The 15,435-nt window shown below is 60.2% G+C and carries 12 protein-coding genes; 10 read left to right on the top strand and 2 right to left on the bottom strand.

Annotated elements, in window-relative coordinates; all coding sequences use genetic code 11:
- The first annotated feature begins 87 nt into the window (after nucleotides 1-87).
- From glnE to MWU49_RS08010, 9 genes are read left to right on the top strand one after another with little or no spacing between them, the layout of a single operon-like run.
- The gene (gene glnE, locus MWU49_RS08050) at nucleotides 88-2,952 is read left to right on the top strand and encodes a bifunctional [glutamate--ammonia ligase]-adenylyl-L-tyrosine phosphorylase/[glutamate--ammonia-ligase] adenylyltransferase (RefSeq protein WP_246970403.1); all 2,865 of its coding nucleotides are present in this window, start codon (nucleotides 88-90) and stop codon (nucleotides 2,950-2,952) included.
- A 41-nt stretch (nucleotides 2,953-2,993) separates the two neighbouring features.
- Nucleotides 2,994-3,920, top strand: coding sequence for a branched-chain amino acid transaminase (locus MWU49_RS08045; protein WP_246970401.1), 927 nt, complete (start codon nucleotides 2,994-2,996; stop codon nucleotides 3,918-3,920).
- An 8-nt stretch (nucleotides 3,921-3,928) separates the two neighbouring features.
- A complete protein-coding gene (gene waaF / locus MWU49_RS08040; RefSeq protein WP_246970776.1) occupies nucleotides 3,929-4,975 on the top strand; it encodes a lipopolysaccharide heptosyltransferase II in 1,047 nt (348 codons plus the stop codon).
- A 12-nt stretch (nucleotides 4,976-4,987) separates the two neighbouring features.
- A complete protein-coding gene (waaC, locus tag MWU49_RS08035) occupies nucleotides 4,988-6,013 on the top strand; it encodes a lipopolysaccharide heptosyltransferase I (protein ID WP_246970399.1) in 1,026 nt (341 codons plus the stop codon).
- A complete protein-coding gene (locus MWU49_RS08030) occupies nucleotides 6,010-7,104 on the top strand; it encodes a glycosyltransferase family 4 protein (protein WP_246970396.1) in 1,095 nt (364 codons plus the stop codon). The genes waaC and MWU49_RS08030 overlap by 4 nt, the downstream gene beginning before the upstream one ends.
- 10 nt (nucleotides 7,105-7,114) lie before the next feature.
- Complete coding sequence (gene rfaP / locus MWU49_RS08025) at nucleotides 7,115-7,963, top strand: lipopolysaccharide core heptose(I) kinase RfaP (protein ID WP_246970394.1); 849 nt, start codon at nucleotides 7,115-7,117, stop codon at nucleotides 7,961-7,963.
- Nucleotides 7,960-8,856, top strand: a complete 897-nt coding sequence (locus MWU49_RS08020; RefSeq protein ID WP_246970391.1) for a glycosyltransferase family A protein — start codon at nucleotides 7,960-7,962, stop codon at nucleotides 8,854-8,856. The genes rfaP and MWU49_RS08020 overlap by 4 nt, the downstream gene beginning before the upstream one ends.
- Nucleotides 8,853-10,157: a lipopolysaccharide kinase InaA family protein gene (locus MWU49_RS08015; protein ID WP_246970389.1), complete on the top strand. Its 1,305-nt coding sequence runs from the start codon at nucleotides 8,853-8,855 to the stop codon at nucleotides 10,155-10,157. The genes MWU49_RS08020 and MWU49_RS08015 overlap by 4 nt, the downstream gene beginning before the upstream one ends.
- Nucleotides 10,154-11,569: a hypothetical protein gene (locus MWU49_RS08010; protein ID WP_246970387.1), complete on the top strand. Its 1,416-nt coding sequence runs from the start codon at nucleotides 10,154-10,156 to the stop codon at nucleotides 11,567-11,569. Before MWU49_RS08015 ends, MWU49_RS08010 begins: the two co-directional genes overlap by 4 nt.
- Here the strand turns inward: MWU49_RS08010 and lpxL are convergent.
- On the bottom strand, nucleotides 11,564-12,487 hold the full coding sequence (gene lpxL, locus MWU49_RS08005) for an LpxL/LpxP family Kdo(2)-lipid IV(A) lauroyl/palmitoleoyl acyltransferase (RefSeq protein ID WP_246970384.1): 924 nt from the start codon (nucleotides 12,485-12,487) through the stop codon (nucleotides 11,564-11,566). The genes MWU49_RS08010 and lpxL overlap by 6 nt on opposite strands.
- A 15-nt stretch (nucleotides 12,488-12,502) precedes the next feature.
- Nucleotides 12,503-13,669: a hypothetical protein gene (locus MWU49_RS08000; protein ID WP_246970382.1), complete on the bottom strand. Its 1,167-nt coding sequence runs from the start codon at nucleotides 13,667-13,669 to the stop codon at nucleotides 12,503-12,505.
- 193 nt (nucleotides 13,670-13,862) lie between these two features.
- On the opposite strand from MWU49_RS08000, the gene hldE reads away from it, so the two are divergent.
- On the top strand, nucleotides 13,863-15,296 hold the full coding sequence (gene hldE, locus MWU49_RS07995; protein WP_246970380.1) for a bifunctional D-glycero-beta-D-manno-heptose-7-phosphate kinase/D-glycero-beta-D-manno-heptose 1-phosphate adenylyltransferase HldE: 1,434 nt from the start codon (nucleotides 13,863-13,865) through the stop codon (nucleotides 15,294-15,296).
- Nucleotides 15,297-15,435 lie beyond the last annotated feature (139 nt).

Here is a 15,435-nt window from a genome sequence, read left to right as displayed (position 1 = left end):
CAGGCTTCTCCCGCGCCTGGCAGCTCATAGCTCGCGGCTGTTATTCCCGCTTGTAGCTTGCCCCGTCGCGTAAGACAATAGCCACCCATGAATGAACCCCAATATTCCGCCCTTCCCGACGAACTCTCGGTGCTGGTCAGCCAGCATTGGCAGCACTTCGTTGAATCCGGCAATGTCATGCCGCCCGCGCTCTATGAGGATCTGCCCCGTGTCTGGGCCGGGTCGGATTATGTGGCGAGCCAGTTTCAGCGTGATCCGGAGTTGGGCCAGTGGTTGGCAGACAGCGATCTGAGTCAACCGCTGGAGGCAGCGTCACTGCACCAGCAGGTGCGTGACAAGCTGGCGGACTGTGACAACGAAGATGAGCTCAAGCGCCGGGTGCGCCGCCTGCGTCACCGGCACATGGTGCGCATTATCTGGCGGGACCTGGCCGGTATCGGGGATTACCACAGCACGGTGGCGGATCTGTCCCTGCTGGCCGATACGCTGATCGATGAAACCCTGTCATGCCTGTATCAATGGGCCTGTGAGCGCAGCGGCACCCCCACCGACCCGGATGGAAAGCCGGTGCAGCTGGTGGTCCTGGCCATGGGCAAGCTGGGGGCGGGGGAGCTGAACCTGTCCTCGGATATCGACCTGATCTTCGCCTATGAACACGAAGGTGAGCTGGAAGGCGAGCGGCGCTCCCTGTCCTATCACCAGTTTTTCGTGCGGCTGGGGCAGCAGCTGATCAAGGTGCTCGACCAGACCACGGCCGACGGTTTCGTGTTCCGGGTGGACATGCGTCTGCGTCCCTGGGGCAAGAGTGGCGTGCTGGCCATCGGCTTTGATGCCATGGAAGGGTATTACGAGACCCAGGGGCGTGAGTGGGAGCGCTATGCGCTGATCAAGATGCGCCCCGTGGCGGGAGATCTGAAAGCGGGCGCTCGCCTGCTCAAGCGACTCACGCCTTTCATGTATCGACGTTACATCGACTACGGTGCCTTCCAGTCCCTGCGTGAAATGAAATCCCTGATTGAGCGGGAAGTGAACCGCAAGGGCATGCAGGCGGATGTGAAGCTGGGCGCTGGCGGCATCCGCGAAGTGGAATTTATCGTCCAGGCGTTCCAGCTGATCCGTGGTGGTCAGCAGCCCGCCCTGCGCGAGCCGAACCTGATCAAGGTGCTGCCCATGCTGGTGGAGCAGGAACTGCTTCCTGACGATGTGGCGGATGAGCTCACCGATGCCTATCTGTTCCTGCGGGACGTGGAGCACCGGTTGCAGGCCGTGGGGGACAAACAGACCCAGCGACTGCCAGATGATCAGTTGGGCTGGCAACGACTGACCTTCGCCATGGGGTTCTCTGAGCGGAGTGCTTTCGAGCGCAAGCTGCGCCGCTACCGGGAAACGGTGCGCCATCACTTCAGCCAGGTGATTGCCGATCCTGAGCAGGAAACCGATGCCGCGCAAGGGGCGGATCAGGAGCTGCTGGATCTGTGGCTGGGTGAGCTGGACGATGCCGCAGCTATTGCACAGTTGCAGGGAATTGGCGTACAGGAAGCCGAGGCGGTGTATGTCCGTCTGAATGCTTTCCGTGACAGCCGGGCTGTGGAAAACATGCAGACCATCAGCCGCGAGCGGCTGGACCGCCTGATGCCATTGATGCTGGAGGCCATTGGTTACCAGGGGCATGGTGAAACCACCGCTGCGCGGCTGCTGAATTTTGTCGAAGCGGTGTTGCGCCGCAGTGCCTATATCGCCCTGCTGGTGGAAAATCCCGGCGCACTCACCCAGCTGGTGAAGCTGTCCGGCGCCAGTCCCTGGATTGCCGAGCGTCTGGCCCTGCACCCGGTGCTGCTGGACGAGCTGCTGGATGTGCGCACCCTGTATTCCCCGCCGGAACGTGCCGAGCTGGATGACGAGCTGCGACAGCAGTTGCTGCGGGTGGCAGAGGACGATCTGGAACAGCAGATGGAAGTGCTGCGTAACTTCAAGCAGGCCCATCTATTGCGGGTGGCCGCCTCGGAAGTGACCGAAGTGCTGCCGTTGATGAAGGTGAGTGATTACCTCACCTGGCTGGCAGAAAGCATCCTCAACCAGGTGGTGATGCTGGCCTGGGAGCCGCTGGTAGAGCGCCATGGCCGTCCGTCCCGGGACAATGGTCAGCCCTGCAATCCTGATTTTGTGGTGGTGGGCTACGGCAAACTGGGTGGCATCGAGCTGGGTCACAACTCCGATCTGGATCTGGTGTTCCTCCATGATGCAGCCAGTGGTGGCATGACCGATGGTGAGAAGTCGGTGTCCAATGAGCAGTTCTATGCCCGCCTTGGCCAGCGCATCGTGCATATCATTTCTACCCGGACCATGAGTGGGCAGCTGTATGACGTGGATACCCGTCTGCGTCCGTCCGGTAGTGCCGGCTTGCTGGTCAGCTCCATGGATGCGTTCGAGAAGTACCAGCTCAATGATGCCTGGACCTGGGAGCATCAGGCGCTGGTGCGCGCCCGGGTGGTGGCGGGTTGCAACCGTTCCCGCGAGCGTTTTGACGAGATCCGCCACAAGGTGCTGTGCGCCAATCGCGAGCAACAGAAATTGCGTGACGATGTGCTGGAGATGCGCGGCAAGATGGTCAGCCATCTGGGTGACAAGAGTGAGGGGCAATTCCACCTCAAGCAGGATCCCGGTGGTATCGTTGATATCGAATTTATGGTGCAATACGGGGTTCTGAGATGGGCCTCCTCCCACGGTGAACTGACCCGCTTCACCGATAACGTGCGGCTGCTGGAAACCCTGGCCGCGCTGGACATCATGTCGGCGCAGGACGCCGGCCTACTGCGGGAAGCGTACCTCGCTTACCGGTCCGCGGCCCATCGCGCCTCGTTGCGCAAAGAGAAATCCATTGTCGACGACAGCCAGTTCCGTGATTTGCGGGAAGGCGTTCGAGCGATCTGGAAGCATTGGTTCGACCTGTAGAGCGGGTGCTCGAAGGTCCTTAGCGTTGGAGACACATTGCCATGTCGATGGCTGTAAGAGACGGTTTTATCTGGCTGGATGGTGAACTGGTTCCCTGGGAAGAAGCCAAGGTTCACGTCCTCACTCACACCCTGCACTACGGCATGGGCGTCTTTGAAGGGGTGCGAGCCTACGAAACCGCCAAGGGTCCGGCAATTTTCCGCCTCAAGGAGCACACCGATCGTCTGTTCGGCAGTGCCCACATCATGAACATGAAGATCCCGTTCTCCAAGGACGAGATCAATGCCGCCCAGGTGGAAGCCGTGAAGGCCAACAACCTGCCGCATGCCTATCTGCGCCCGATGGTGTTCTACGGAAGTGAAGGCATGGGCCTGCGTGCCCATAACCTGAAAGTGCACGTGATGGTGGCTGCCTGGGAATGGCCTGCCTACATGTCGCCGGAAGCGCTGGAACTGGGCATCAAGGTGCGCACCTCCAGCTATACCCGCCACCACGTGAACATCACCATGTGCAAGGCGAAGGCCAACGGCAACTACATCAACTCCATGCTGGCGCTGAACGAAGCGCTGTCCGGTGGTGCTGATGAGGCCCTGCTGCTGGATAACGAGGGGTATGTCGCCGAAGGTTCCGGCGAGAATATCTTCGTGATCAAGAACGGCGTGATTTTCACTCCGGAGTTGACCTCCTGCCTGGACGGCATTACCCGCAAGACCATCATCCAGCTGGCCGAAGAGCGTGGCTACACGGTACGCGAAAAGCGCATCACCCGGGATGAAATCTACGTGGCCGATGAAGCCTTCTTTACCGGCACCGCTGCCGAAGTGACACCGATTCGTGAGCTGGATGGCCGCATCATCGGCGAAGGCAAGCGCGGCCCGATCACCGAGTTGCTGCAGAGCACCTACTTCGATCTGGTGACCGGCAAACTGGATGACCAATACGGAGAGTGGCTCACTTACGTGAGCTGATTGCCCGGATGTCCCAGACTCCGTCCGCCATCCTTGTCGTCGGCCCTTCCTGGGTCGGCGACATGGTGATGGCGCAGACCCTGTTTTCCGAACTGCGTCGCCAATACCCCGACTGTGCCATTGATGTGCTGGCGCCCGCCTGGTGTCGGCCGTTGCTGTCACGGATGCCGGAAGTGCGCGAGGCGTTGGCGCTGCCGTTTGATCATGGTGATCTGAAGCTTGGCGAACGCCGGGCGTTGGGCAAGTCCCTGCGTGGCCAGTATCAGCAAAGCTACGTACTGCCCAATTCCCTCAAGTCGGCCCTGGTGCCCTGGGCGGCAAAGATTCCGGCACGGATCGGCTGGCGTGGCGAAATGCGCTACGGTCTGCTTAACGATGTGCGCGCCCTGGACAAGGAACGCTATCCGCTGATGGTGCAGCGCTTTGTGGCGCTGGCCTTGCCGGAAGAGGCGCCGGTACCGCTACTGGATGAAATCACGGCCCCGCACCTGGAAGTGGATGATGCCTCCCGCGAGCAGGCCATGGCCGCCTATGATCTTTCCATGGAGCGTGCCGTACTGGGGTTGTGTCCCGGCGCCGAGTTCGGCCCTGCCAAGCGTTGGCCGGAGCAGCATTACGCAGCCGTTGCCCAGGACTGGATCGATCACGGTGGCCAGGTGTGGATCTTCGGCTCCGGCAAGGATCATCCGGTGGCCAACGATATCGTGGCGGCACTGGATGAGAGTGCCCGAGCGCATGCTACCGTGCTGGCAGGCAAGACCTCTCTCGAGGAGGCAGTGGATCTGCTTTCCGCTACTCATGCGGTGGTCAGTAATGATTCCGGGCTGATGCACATTGCGGCGGCTCTCAAGCGGCCGTTAGTGGCAGTGTACGGTTCCACCTCACCGGGCTTTACGCCGCCGCTGGGTGACCGTGTGGCGGTGGTGCGACTGGGGCTGGAATGCAGCCCCTGTTTCGAGCGGGAATGCCCGCTGGGCCATCTGAACTGTCTCAAGCAGCTGCCGCCAAACCGGGTCATCGAGGCCCTGCAGCAGCTCGAAACCGCCGATGCCTGACCGGGTGATGCCATGCGTGTGCTGTTGATCAAGACCTCCTCCATGGGGGACGTGATTCATACCTTGCCGGCACTCACCGATGCTCTGGCGGCGATTCCTGATCTGCAAGTGGACTGGGTGGTGGAAGAAGCGTTTGCCGATCTGGCCCGCCGTCATCCAGCCGTCGCCAATGTGTTCCCCTGTGCCTTGCGTCGCTGGCGCAAACACCCCTTGAAGGCGCGCCGCTCCGGAGAGTGGGGTGAGTTCAAGTCCGCACTTCAGTCCACGGAATATGATGTCGTGATCGACGCCCAGGGGTTGATCAAGAGTGCCTTTATTACGCGCCTGGGGCGTGGCCCCAAGTTCGGTCTCGACAAGTCCTCTGCCCGCGAAAGTCTCTCTGCCCGTGTTCTGGACCATCCCCAGTCGGTAGCCAAAGGGCAGCATGCCATTGCGCGGGTGCGTCAGCTGTTTGCCCAGTCATTGGGGTATGCCCTGCCGGGCAGTCGGCCGGACTATGGCCTTCCCCGCAGCCATGTGCCCGCGCCGCTGGATCAGCCTGGTGAGCTGGTGTTCTGCCATGGCACCACCTGGGTCACCAAGCATTATCCCGAGGCGTTCTGGCGTCAGCTGGTGGAACTGGCCTGTGCGGAGGGGCACCGGGTGCATCTTCCCTGGGGCAATGAAGCGGAAAAAGCGCGCGCGGAGCGTCTGTCTGAAGGGGTCGAGCTGGCCACGGTGCTGCCGAAAATGGGTTTGGACGCCCTTACTGACAAGCTGTTGAGCTGGGATGCCTTTGTGGCGGTGGACACCGGCCTGGCTCACCTGGCGGCGGCGGCAGGGCTGCCGGGACTGGCGCTGTATGGTCCCACCGATCCGGTACTTACCGGGGTGCTCGGGACCCGGGCCGAATCGCTGGCGGCGGACTTTCCATGCGCCCCCTGTGTTCAGGAAAAATGTACCTACCGGGGTGAGCTGGGCAAGGGGGTGACGCCGCCGTGCTTCAGCAGCCTGAAGCCGCGGCAGGTCTGGCAGGAATTGCGGAGGCGCACGGCATGAAGATGGCCTTCGCGTTGTTTGAGTATTTCCCCTACGGCGGCTTGCAGCGAGACATGCTGGCGATAGCCCGGCGCGCCGTGGAAAAAGGCCATCAGGTCACCATTTTTACCCGCAGTTGGGACGGCGAACCGGCCCCGGATGCGATCCGGGTGCAGCTGCTGCCGGTCAGTGCTTCCAGCAACCATGGTCGTGACAAGGCGTTCGCGCAACAGGTGGCGCAGCTCTGGGGGGGCTTCGATTTGCGGGTGGGTTTCAACAAGATGCCCGGGCTGGACTGGTACTACGCGGCAGACGGTTGTCTGGCGGAGCGTTACCGGTTTCCACGCAGTCTGCTGCCCCGTTATCGCAGCAAGCTGGCGATGGAGAATGCGGTTTTTGGTGTGAAAAGCCAGACCCGAATCCTGTCCATTTCACCGCCCCAGATGCAATTGTTTATGGACCATTATCAAACGCCGGATGCGCGGTTTGTCAGTTTGCCTCCTGGCATTCGGCGCGACCGGGTATTGCCGGAAGATTTCGCCAATCAGCGCGAAGCCTTCCGGGCGGAGCTGGGGCTCGGTGACGATGAGCCCATGTTGCTGTTTGTCGGGTCCGGGTTTCGCACCAAGGGACTGGATCGTGCCATCGAAATCGTGGCCAGCCTCGATGCTGGCCAGCTCTATATTGTCGGCGATGACAAAGCGGACCGTTTTCAGGCATTGGCCGACAAGCTGGGGGCGGCAGAGCGAGTGCATTTCATGGGGGGGCAGGACAACGTGCCCCTGTGGCTGTGGTCGGCGGATCTGCTGCTGCACCCGGCCTATGCGGAGAATACCGGTACTGTATTACTGGAAGCGGCCATCGGTGGCTTGCCGGTGCTGACCACTCGCGCCTGTGGTTATTCACCCTATATTGAGCAGGCCGGGATGGGCCGGGTGATGGACAATGAGGCCGACCGGGATGCCATGGCCTCCGCTGCCCGCGATATGCTTGCCTGCGATCGAGATGACTGGCGTCACAAAGGGCGTGCGTTTGCCCGCACCGGTGATATCTATGATCTGGTGGAGCATGCGGTTTCTGCGCTGGAAGGCGGCGCTGCCGTGACTGAATAAAGGGGCCTCCATGCAACTGTTTCTTCGCGATGATCTGGCCGCTGCCTGGCAGGGCAAGGACCCGTTTGAGCAGGCATCGCGCCAGCAGGGGGACATCTTCCGTGAGCGCGAGGGTCGCCGTACCCTGCGCTTTCAGGCGGGCAGTCGCAGTTATTTCCTCAAGTACCATGCCGGCATCGGCTGGCGTGAAATCATCAAGAATCTGACCCAGGCCAAGCTGCCGGTGATTGGTGCCATGCAGGAAGTGCAGGCGGTGGACGCGGTGCGCGCCGCCGGACTGGATACCATGACGGTGGTGGGCTATGGCGCCCGGGGCCTGAATCCGGCCCGGCAGGAATCGTTTATTGTCACCGAAGATCTTGCCAATACCCTGAGCCTGGAAGAGGTCGGTGAGGCCTGGCTGGAGGCGGGTAAGGTGCCGGTGTTATTCAAGCGGCAGCTGATCGAGCGGGTGGCGCATATGGCCGGGACCATGCATCGGGCGGGCATCAATCACCGTGATTTCTACATCGCCCATTTCCTGATCCCGGAGCAGGCCGTAAGGGAGCAGGATGCACAGGCTCCGTTGTATCTGATTGATCTGCACCGGTCCCAGGTCCGGGCGCGAGTGCCCTGGCGTTGGCAGGTCAAGGATCTGGGCGGGCTGTACTTCTCCAGTGCCCGTTATGGTCTGTCCCGAGGCGACGTTTTTCGTTTTCTGAAAACCTATTTTGGCGAAGATCTGCGGACGTTGCTTCAGTCTCATGCCAGGCTGCTCCGCGCCAGCCGCAAGGAAGGGGAAAAGATTTACCGGCGTTATTATGAAATCGAGCCGGCGTTTCCACTGCAGTATTGCGACCACCCGGGGAAGAACATATGAGCATGGGGTTGTCGGTTGTCATTCCTGCCTATAACTACGCGCATTGTCTGGTAACGGCGGTGCGCTCGGTGCTCAGCGAGCCGGGTGATGACTTTGAAGTGCTGGTCATCAACGATGGTTCCAGCGACAACACCGATGAGGTGATGACCGCGTTGCTGGCCGAAGGTGACGCCCGTCTTCGTTATATTTCCCAGCCCAATCAGGGGCTGTCTGCAGTGCGCAATCGGGGTATCAAGGAAGGTCTTTTTGAGTGGCTGGTGTTTCTGGATGCGGATGACGAGATGTGCCCGGGGGCGCTGGAAGCCTATCGCCGTTGTGCCAGCGAACATCCCCGGGCGCGTTTGCTGATTGGTGGCCACTACTCCTGCAAGGGCGATCGGAAAACGGCGATTGCGCCTATCGAGGTCAGCGCCAGCCACCGTGACAACCTGGCAAACTATCTGGAAAAGAAATTGAGTATTTCCAATGGCGCTTGCGCCATGCACAAGTCCCTGTTTGCCAATGTTGGTTATGACCCTAACCTGCGCCACACCGAGGATGTGCCGGTGTTCTCCCATATCCTCGCCAACTTTGATGTGGCGTCGTTTGCCACACCGGTGGCGGCCATCAACAAGCATGATGACAGTATGCGTCATGATGTGGATGCTGCATTGAAAGTAGGGCCGGCACTGGAAGCCCACATCTTCGATGACAATGGGTTGCCGGAGTGGGCGCAGTCCCTGCGTAAGGCATATCGCACCCGCCGGCTGTTGTCTCTGCTGAAGATCTGTGACAGGGCGGATCGGGCACGGGAAGTGCGCGGGCTCTACCTGCAATTACTTCGTACCGCCCCGGTCGAGGCTCTCAAGCCTCGTTATCTGCGCCGCTTTGTCCGGAGCCTGTTCGCGTCATGAGCTGGTCTACGCTGCAGGCCCGCAATCTTGACGCCATGGAGGGTTTCTCCCTGGCGATTGCCGGCCATGATTTCCATGCGCAAAAAGTGCTGCGGCTGATTCCCGGCAAGCGCATGGTGGCCGCAGGAGAGTGGCAGGGGCAGCCTGTGGTGGCCAAGCTGTTTTTTCTGGATCAGTGTGCCGCCGGCCATGAGGCCGCTGTGCTTGGGCAGTTGGCCAGCAAGGGGATTCGGGTACCGGCGGTGAAGGCGGTGGAGCCTCACGAGGATGGCTCTATCCTGTTGCTGGAGAAGGTGCCGGGAGAGGATCTCGGTATCACCTTGCAAGCGGGGTTCAGTGAAAGCCGCGCCGAACAGGTGCTGGACATGGTGTGGTCATTGTTTCAGGCCGGCTGGCTGCAAACGGATCTGCATTTCGGAAATTTCTTCGCTGAAAAGGATGGCCTGTGCTGCATTGATGCCGGGGCCATGAAGCCTGTGGCAGAAGGAAATCTGCGGGCCTTGAAGGACAACCTCGCCCTGTTTGTGGTGCAGACCACCCTGCAACATCAGCAGCGTCTGATGGCGTTGGTTGTGGCCAGAATGGCACAGTGGGGGCTGCAGGCCGGGGGATTTGAAGCGCAGTGCCGTGGCCGTTTGCAGCGCAGGATTCGCCAGGCGGACAAGAAGTGGGCGCGAACCTGCACCGCCATCGAGGTGACGGAAGAGCGTGATCGCAAGGTATACCGGGATCGTTCACAGCGGCAGGAGGAATTGCTGGGGCTGTGTACTGCCCTGGACCGGGTGCCGGTACTCAAGGAGGGTAGTCGGGTCCGGGTGCATGGCAATGAGCACTGGATTATCAAGCACTACCATTCCATGGGGCTGAAGGGGCGAGTACGGCAGAAACTGTTGCAGTCCCACGGGATGATTAGCTGGAAGCGGGGGCACAGCTGGGACCTGCTCGGCATTCCCACCCCAAGGCCTGCACTGCTGGTGGAGTTCGTGGCCGGAGAGCGGGCGGGGCAGAGCATCATCATTTTTCCTCGTTGTGACGGCCAGCAGCTTAGTGTGCTGATGGAAAGCGACCGTGAGCGGGCCAAAGAGTGTGCCGACACGGTACGCCAGTGGCTGCGGCACTTTCACTGGGCGGGTTTGCGCCACGGAGACCTGAAGGCACAGAACATCCTGGTGAATGAACAGAACGCTATTACCTTTATCGACCTGGATGCAGCCAACTTTACCTCGCTGAACCGGCGAGCGGATGCCTGGCATCAGCGGGAAGTGCAACGATTCGAGAAGAACTGGGAGCAATTCAAGTGACGGCAGTGGATTACTGGGATGGCCTGAATGTGCGGCAGAAGGCTGGGCTGTTGGCTTTTGTGGGCAGTCTGGTGCTGTCCTTTCTGGCCTTTTTCAGTGATCCGGTGATCAATCGTGACGGCATGCTTTACGTGGACATGGCCAGAAACATTGCCGGCCATGGCGGAACCGGGGAGCGTTTTAACTGGCCGTTCTTTTCTTTCTTTCTGGCTGGAGCCATCAAGGTCAGTCCTTTCGGCGATGTGACCACCAGTATGATGGTGGTTTCCCTGTTTACCGCCGCTGCCAGTGCCGTGCTGGCGGTGCTGCTGGCCTGGCATACCCCGGCCCGGTTCATGTTTCTGGCGGTGCTGGTGGCGCTTGCCTTCCCCGGTTTTAACGAGAGCCGCTCGCAGATACTGCGTGACTGGCCCGCCTGGTTTTTCTCGCTGAGTGCGATCTGGACCCTGTTCCGGTTTGAAGCGAGCGGGTGCTGGCGGTATGTCTTGGTCGGCGTGGTCTTGCTGTTGCTGGGGATGCTGTGCCGATTGGAAGTGGCAGGTCTTGCCATGGCGCTGGGTCTGGCGTGGGGACTGAAGACGGGGCGGCGAAAATATCTGTTACTGGGGGGCGCGCTAACCTTCGCGGCTCTCGTGGGGCTGTGGGTTGTTTTCCAGGGCGATTTCGGCGAACGGGTTCAGTTGTATGTGGATGCCCTGAATGTGGTGACGCGTTATGAGACATTCATGACGATCGCCAATGAGTTTGCCGCGCAGTTCATTCACCCTTATTCGCAGGAGTATGCGGGCCTGGTCCTGCTGGTCGGGTTGCTCAGTATTATTCCGGCCCAGTTACTGGGCGTTCTGGGGCCTTATGCCTTGGTATTTTTTACCAGGGGCGCTGCCGTTTCTGACAGTGAGAAACGGATTTACAGCACCGTCTTTGTGGTCTGGTTTGTGGTGTTGTCAGTCTTCCTGACTGCCTACTTCCTGCTTTCTTCCCGTTATGTGGTGCTGCTTGGGCTGGTGCTACTGCCCTGGCTGTTTGCACGCTTTGTGCAGGCGTATGGACGGTGGTCACCGCGCTGGCGAGCCTTTGCGGTGTTCATTCTGGCCGTGATGGCGTTGTCCGGTGCCTACAGTTCTTCGGCAAGGGAAAAGATGTTCCTGGTCAAGGCCGGGGACTGGCTGACGGATCAGGCGCAGCCGGTGGTCTATTTCAATGATCCCCGGGTCAGTTTTTATGCTGGTGGCACCTATTTCATGACGCCAATGAAGGAGCCAGAACCAGCACAGTCCGGAGAGCTGTTTGTCTGGCTGCTGGACCGCAGCGAAGTTGCCGCGGTGGTCGAGGCGCACCAGTCATCACTGCAGCAGGTGAAGTTGTTTGATACCGGCAGCGATGATGTGGTGCTGGTGATGTCGGCACTATGATTTCTTGTACAGCGAGGGCTGGCCTGCGGGCTGATGCTTGAAGCGCTTGTGCACCCACAGGTACTGCTCCGGGCACTTGCGCACATAGTGTTCGATGGTCTGGTTGATACGGGCGGTGTCCTGCTCTTCATCGTCACCGGGAAAATCCTCCAGCGCCGGACCAAACTCGATCTCGTAGCGGCCCCCAGGCAAACGGTAGTGGGCACAGGGGATGACTGCTGCCTTGCCCATGCGCGCAAGCCGTGAGGTGGCCGTGATGGTGGCAGCAGGAATGCCGAAGAAGGGTACGAACACCGCGTGCTGGATGCCGTAGTCCTGATCGGGTGCATACCAGATGATCTTTCCTTGCCGCAGCATTCGCACCATCTTGCGCATGTCCGTCCGGTCGATGGTGCTGTTCACGTAGTGACGGCGGCCGTTATCAATCAGCCTGTCGATGACCGGGTTGTCGTTGGGGCGATATACCGCATGAATCTCCAGCACCTGGCCGAGCATGCGTGAGCCCACATCCAGGCTGTTGAAGTGCATGCCGAGCATCATCACTCCCTTGCCTTCTGCCCGGGCTTTCTCGATGTGCTCCATGCCCTTGATGGTCACGCGCTTTGACAGATCGATGCGGTGGTTGTTGTAGCTGCCGGCCATTTCCAGAATCGCTTCGCCGGTGCTGATCACACAGCGATGGGCGAGCTCGATCTGTTCCTGTTCGGAGAGTTCAGGAAAGCACAGGCGAATATTGGTGGTGGCCACATGACGGCGGCTTTTCGCCAGGTGCCAGGCCAGATGGCCGAGGCCCCGCCCTGCCGTCAGCAGCAGGTTCCAGGGGAGTTGGCCAATCAGCCAGTACAGCCCTACCCCAATCCAGGAAGGAATCAGGCGTGGGTCACTGAGTCGGGTGGGGCGTTGTTTGCGTTTTCCCATGGCTTCGATATTCGCCTAGCGTAGCTCGGGTTGGGCGGAGGGGCGCTCGCACAGGCGCGCCATCAGCAATGCCAGTGGCAGCCACAGACTCATCCAGCTGGCATGGAAGGGCACCAGCAGGTAGGTGCCGGTAGCAAATGCCATGCACAGGCCGGGAATGATAGCGATAGTGTAGGCGCCGCGGGCAGCCTGAAAATCTTCCCGTTGCAGCAGGGCTGCCAGCGGACTGCCCCAGCTGGCGATGAATAGAACCAGACCCACCAGACCGAGACTGTGCACCAGCAACAGGAACAGGTTACGCGGGTGGGCCAGCTCAATCAGCTTGTCGCCATCACGGCCAAGTATGCCGTTAAGGCTTTCCTGATTCAGGCCGTTGCCAATCAGCGGATGCAGGAAGTAGCGATCCATGGTCACATCGGTTCCGCCTTGTACCATCAGATACAGTGCCGCGATGACCGGCACTGCGGCGAGCCAGGGGCGTGAGGTGCGACTGACCAGCCAGGCGATGGCCAGCATCAGGCTCATCAGGCCCAGCGGCAGTGAGACCAGCCCAATAAAGACAATCCCCATGGCGGCACCGGCAAGCCGCCGGCCGCCCTTGCCTCCAGCCCCTTCTGCCATGCCTTGTGCCAGCAGGATGAAGGTGGGTGTCACCATGGCCATCAGTGCCAGCGAGGGGTCCAGTGAGGGCAGGCGGAAAATCAGGTTGGCGGGCTCACTGAACAGCGGACTGTTGAGTGGCTGAGTGGTGTAGTAGCTGACGGTGACCATGGCTGCCACCACCATGGCGCAGAGTGCGCCATTGGCCAGCGCTTCACGGAAAGTGTTTCGGAAATACAGATGCAGCCAGCGGAAGATCCCGACCATCACCAGTATTTGCACCACGCCGCGTACGGTACGTGAGGTATTGGGTTCTTCCGCCCAGGCCATGCTCAAAAGCGCCCAGCCGAGCAATAGATAAAACGGTACCAGCAGTGGCGACGTCAGCAGGCGATGGTCGCCACTGACCATGGCTCGGGTCAGCAGGGTCAGGGAGGGCAGGAAGAAAAGCACATCCAGCACGTTCAGTAGCCCGATGCGGGAGTGGAACAGGAAGGTGCTGGTGAACATGACCGCGAAAGAGAGGGTCAACCACCAACGAAGCCAGCGTCCTTGCATGATGTTGGGAGGAAGAGGTGGCATGGGGTTCCTGTGTCTCCTGAATGTTCCTGAAAGGCATCATACCCTTAACGACGGGTGCTGTGAGTGACAGCAGCGGCAAAGTGTACTGTTCGCGTCTGTTCGCATCCACTACCGGAAAGGATGACCGGGTCCCTGTTCGTTTGCCTATGCTACACTTCGCCGAAATTTGGCACTGTTGTGTTTTGGAGAGAATATGCAAAATCCGCGCATTCCGGTTCTGGCCAAGGCCCGTGTATTGGTGGCTGGCGATGTGATGCTGGATCGTTACTGGCATGGACCCACAGGGCGGATCTCGCCGGAAGCACCGGTGCCGGTGGTGCGGGTCACGGATCTTGAGGATCGTCCTGGTGGTGCGGCCAATGTGGCGTTGAACATGGCGGCGCTTGGCGCTGGCGCCGAGCTGGTGGGGATTACCGGTGATGACGAGGCGGCGCGTATTCTCGAGGAGCGTCTGCAGGCGGCGGAAGTGGGCTGCCACTTCCAGAAGGTGCCGGGCCTGCCCACCATCACCAAGCTGCGGGTCATCAGCCGGCAGCAGCAGCTTCTGCGTCTGGATTTCGAAGAAGCCTTTCATGATCAGGACCCGCAGCCGTTTGCCGACAAGGTGAAGGAGCAGCTGGGGCAATGTGGTGCTCTGGTGCTCTCTGACTACGCCAAGGGCGCACTGCGTGACTGCCAGACGTTGATTTCCCTGGCCCGTGATGCCGGCGTGCCGGTGTTGGTGGATCCCAAGGGATCGGATTTTGCCCGCTATCGCGGTGCCACCCTGCTGACTCCTAATCTGAGTGAGTTCGAGGCCGTGGTGGGTGCGGTGAGGGATGAGCAAGACCTGATCAACAAGGGGCAGCAGCTGATTCGTGACTTCGACCTGCAGGCCTTGCTGGTGACCCGAAGCGAAAAGGGCATGACCCTGTTGCGTGACGGCAAACCGGAACTGCACCTGCCGGCCCGTGCCCGTGAAGTGTTTGATGTGACCGGTGCCGGTGACACGGTGATCTCCGTACTGGCGACGGCCATTGCTGCCGGTGCGCCCATGGAAGACGCGGTGGCGCTGGCCAACATTGCTGCCGGTATCGTGGTGGGCAAGCTGGGCACCGCAGTAGTCTCCGCCCCGGAACTGCGCCGTGCGGTCCATCAGGAAGGCGGTTTTGGACGCGGCGTGATGACCGAGGAGCAGTTGCTCATCGCCATCGAGGATGCCCGTGCCCAGGGTGAGAAGATTGTCTTTACCAATGGCTGCTTCGACATTATTCACGCTGGCCATGTGGGCTATCTGGATTCCGCCCGCCGCCAGGGAGACCGGCTGGTATTGGCGGTGAACGGCGACGATTCCATCCGCCGCCTGAAAGGGCCGGGCCGCCCGATCAACCCGCTGGAGCGGCGCATGGCTGTACTGGCCGCCCTGGAAGCGGTGGATTGGGTGGTGCCTTTCGATACCGACACCCCGGAACCCCTGCTGGAAGCCATCAAGCCCGATGTGCTGGTGAAAGGCGGCGACTACAGCGTGGAAGAGGTGGTCGGCCATGAGTTTGTTAAGGGTTATGGCGGCGAGGTGAAGGTGTTGGACTTTATTGATGATATTTCGACGACGAAGATCGTGGAGCGAATCAAAAAAGACAATGAATAATTAATAATGAATAGTTAATAGCTGCGCGAGCAGCTGGTTTTATTGTCTCAAACGCAAGAGGCCGCGCCCAAACCATGGGCGCGGCCTCTTGCGTTTCAATGCAGAAAACCTTTTCCGCGTAATTATTAACTATTCATTA

Origin of the sequence: Alcanivorax sp. S6407, from assembly GCF_023016115.1 — a bacterium.
In the GTDB taxonomy this organism is placed as follows: Bacteria; Pseudomonadota; Gammaproteobacteria; order Pseudomonadales; family Alcanivoracaceae; genus Alcanivorax.
Note: the sequence above shows the minus strand (reverse complement) of the source record. Positions and strands in the feature narration are given on the sequence as shown.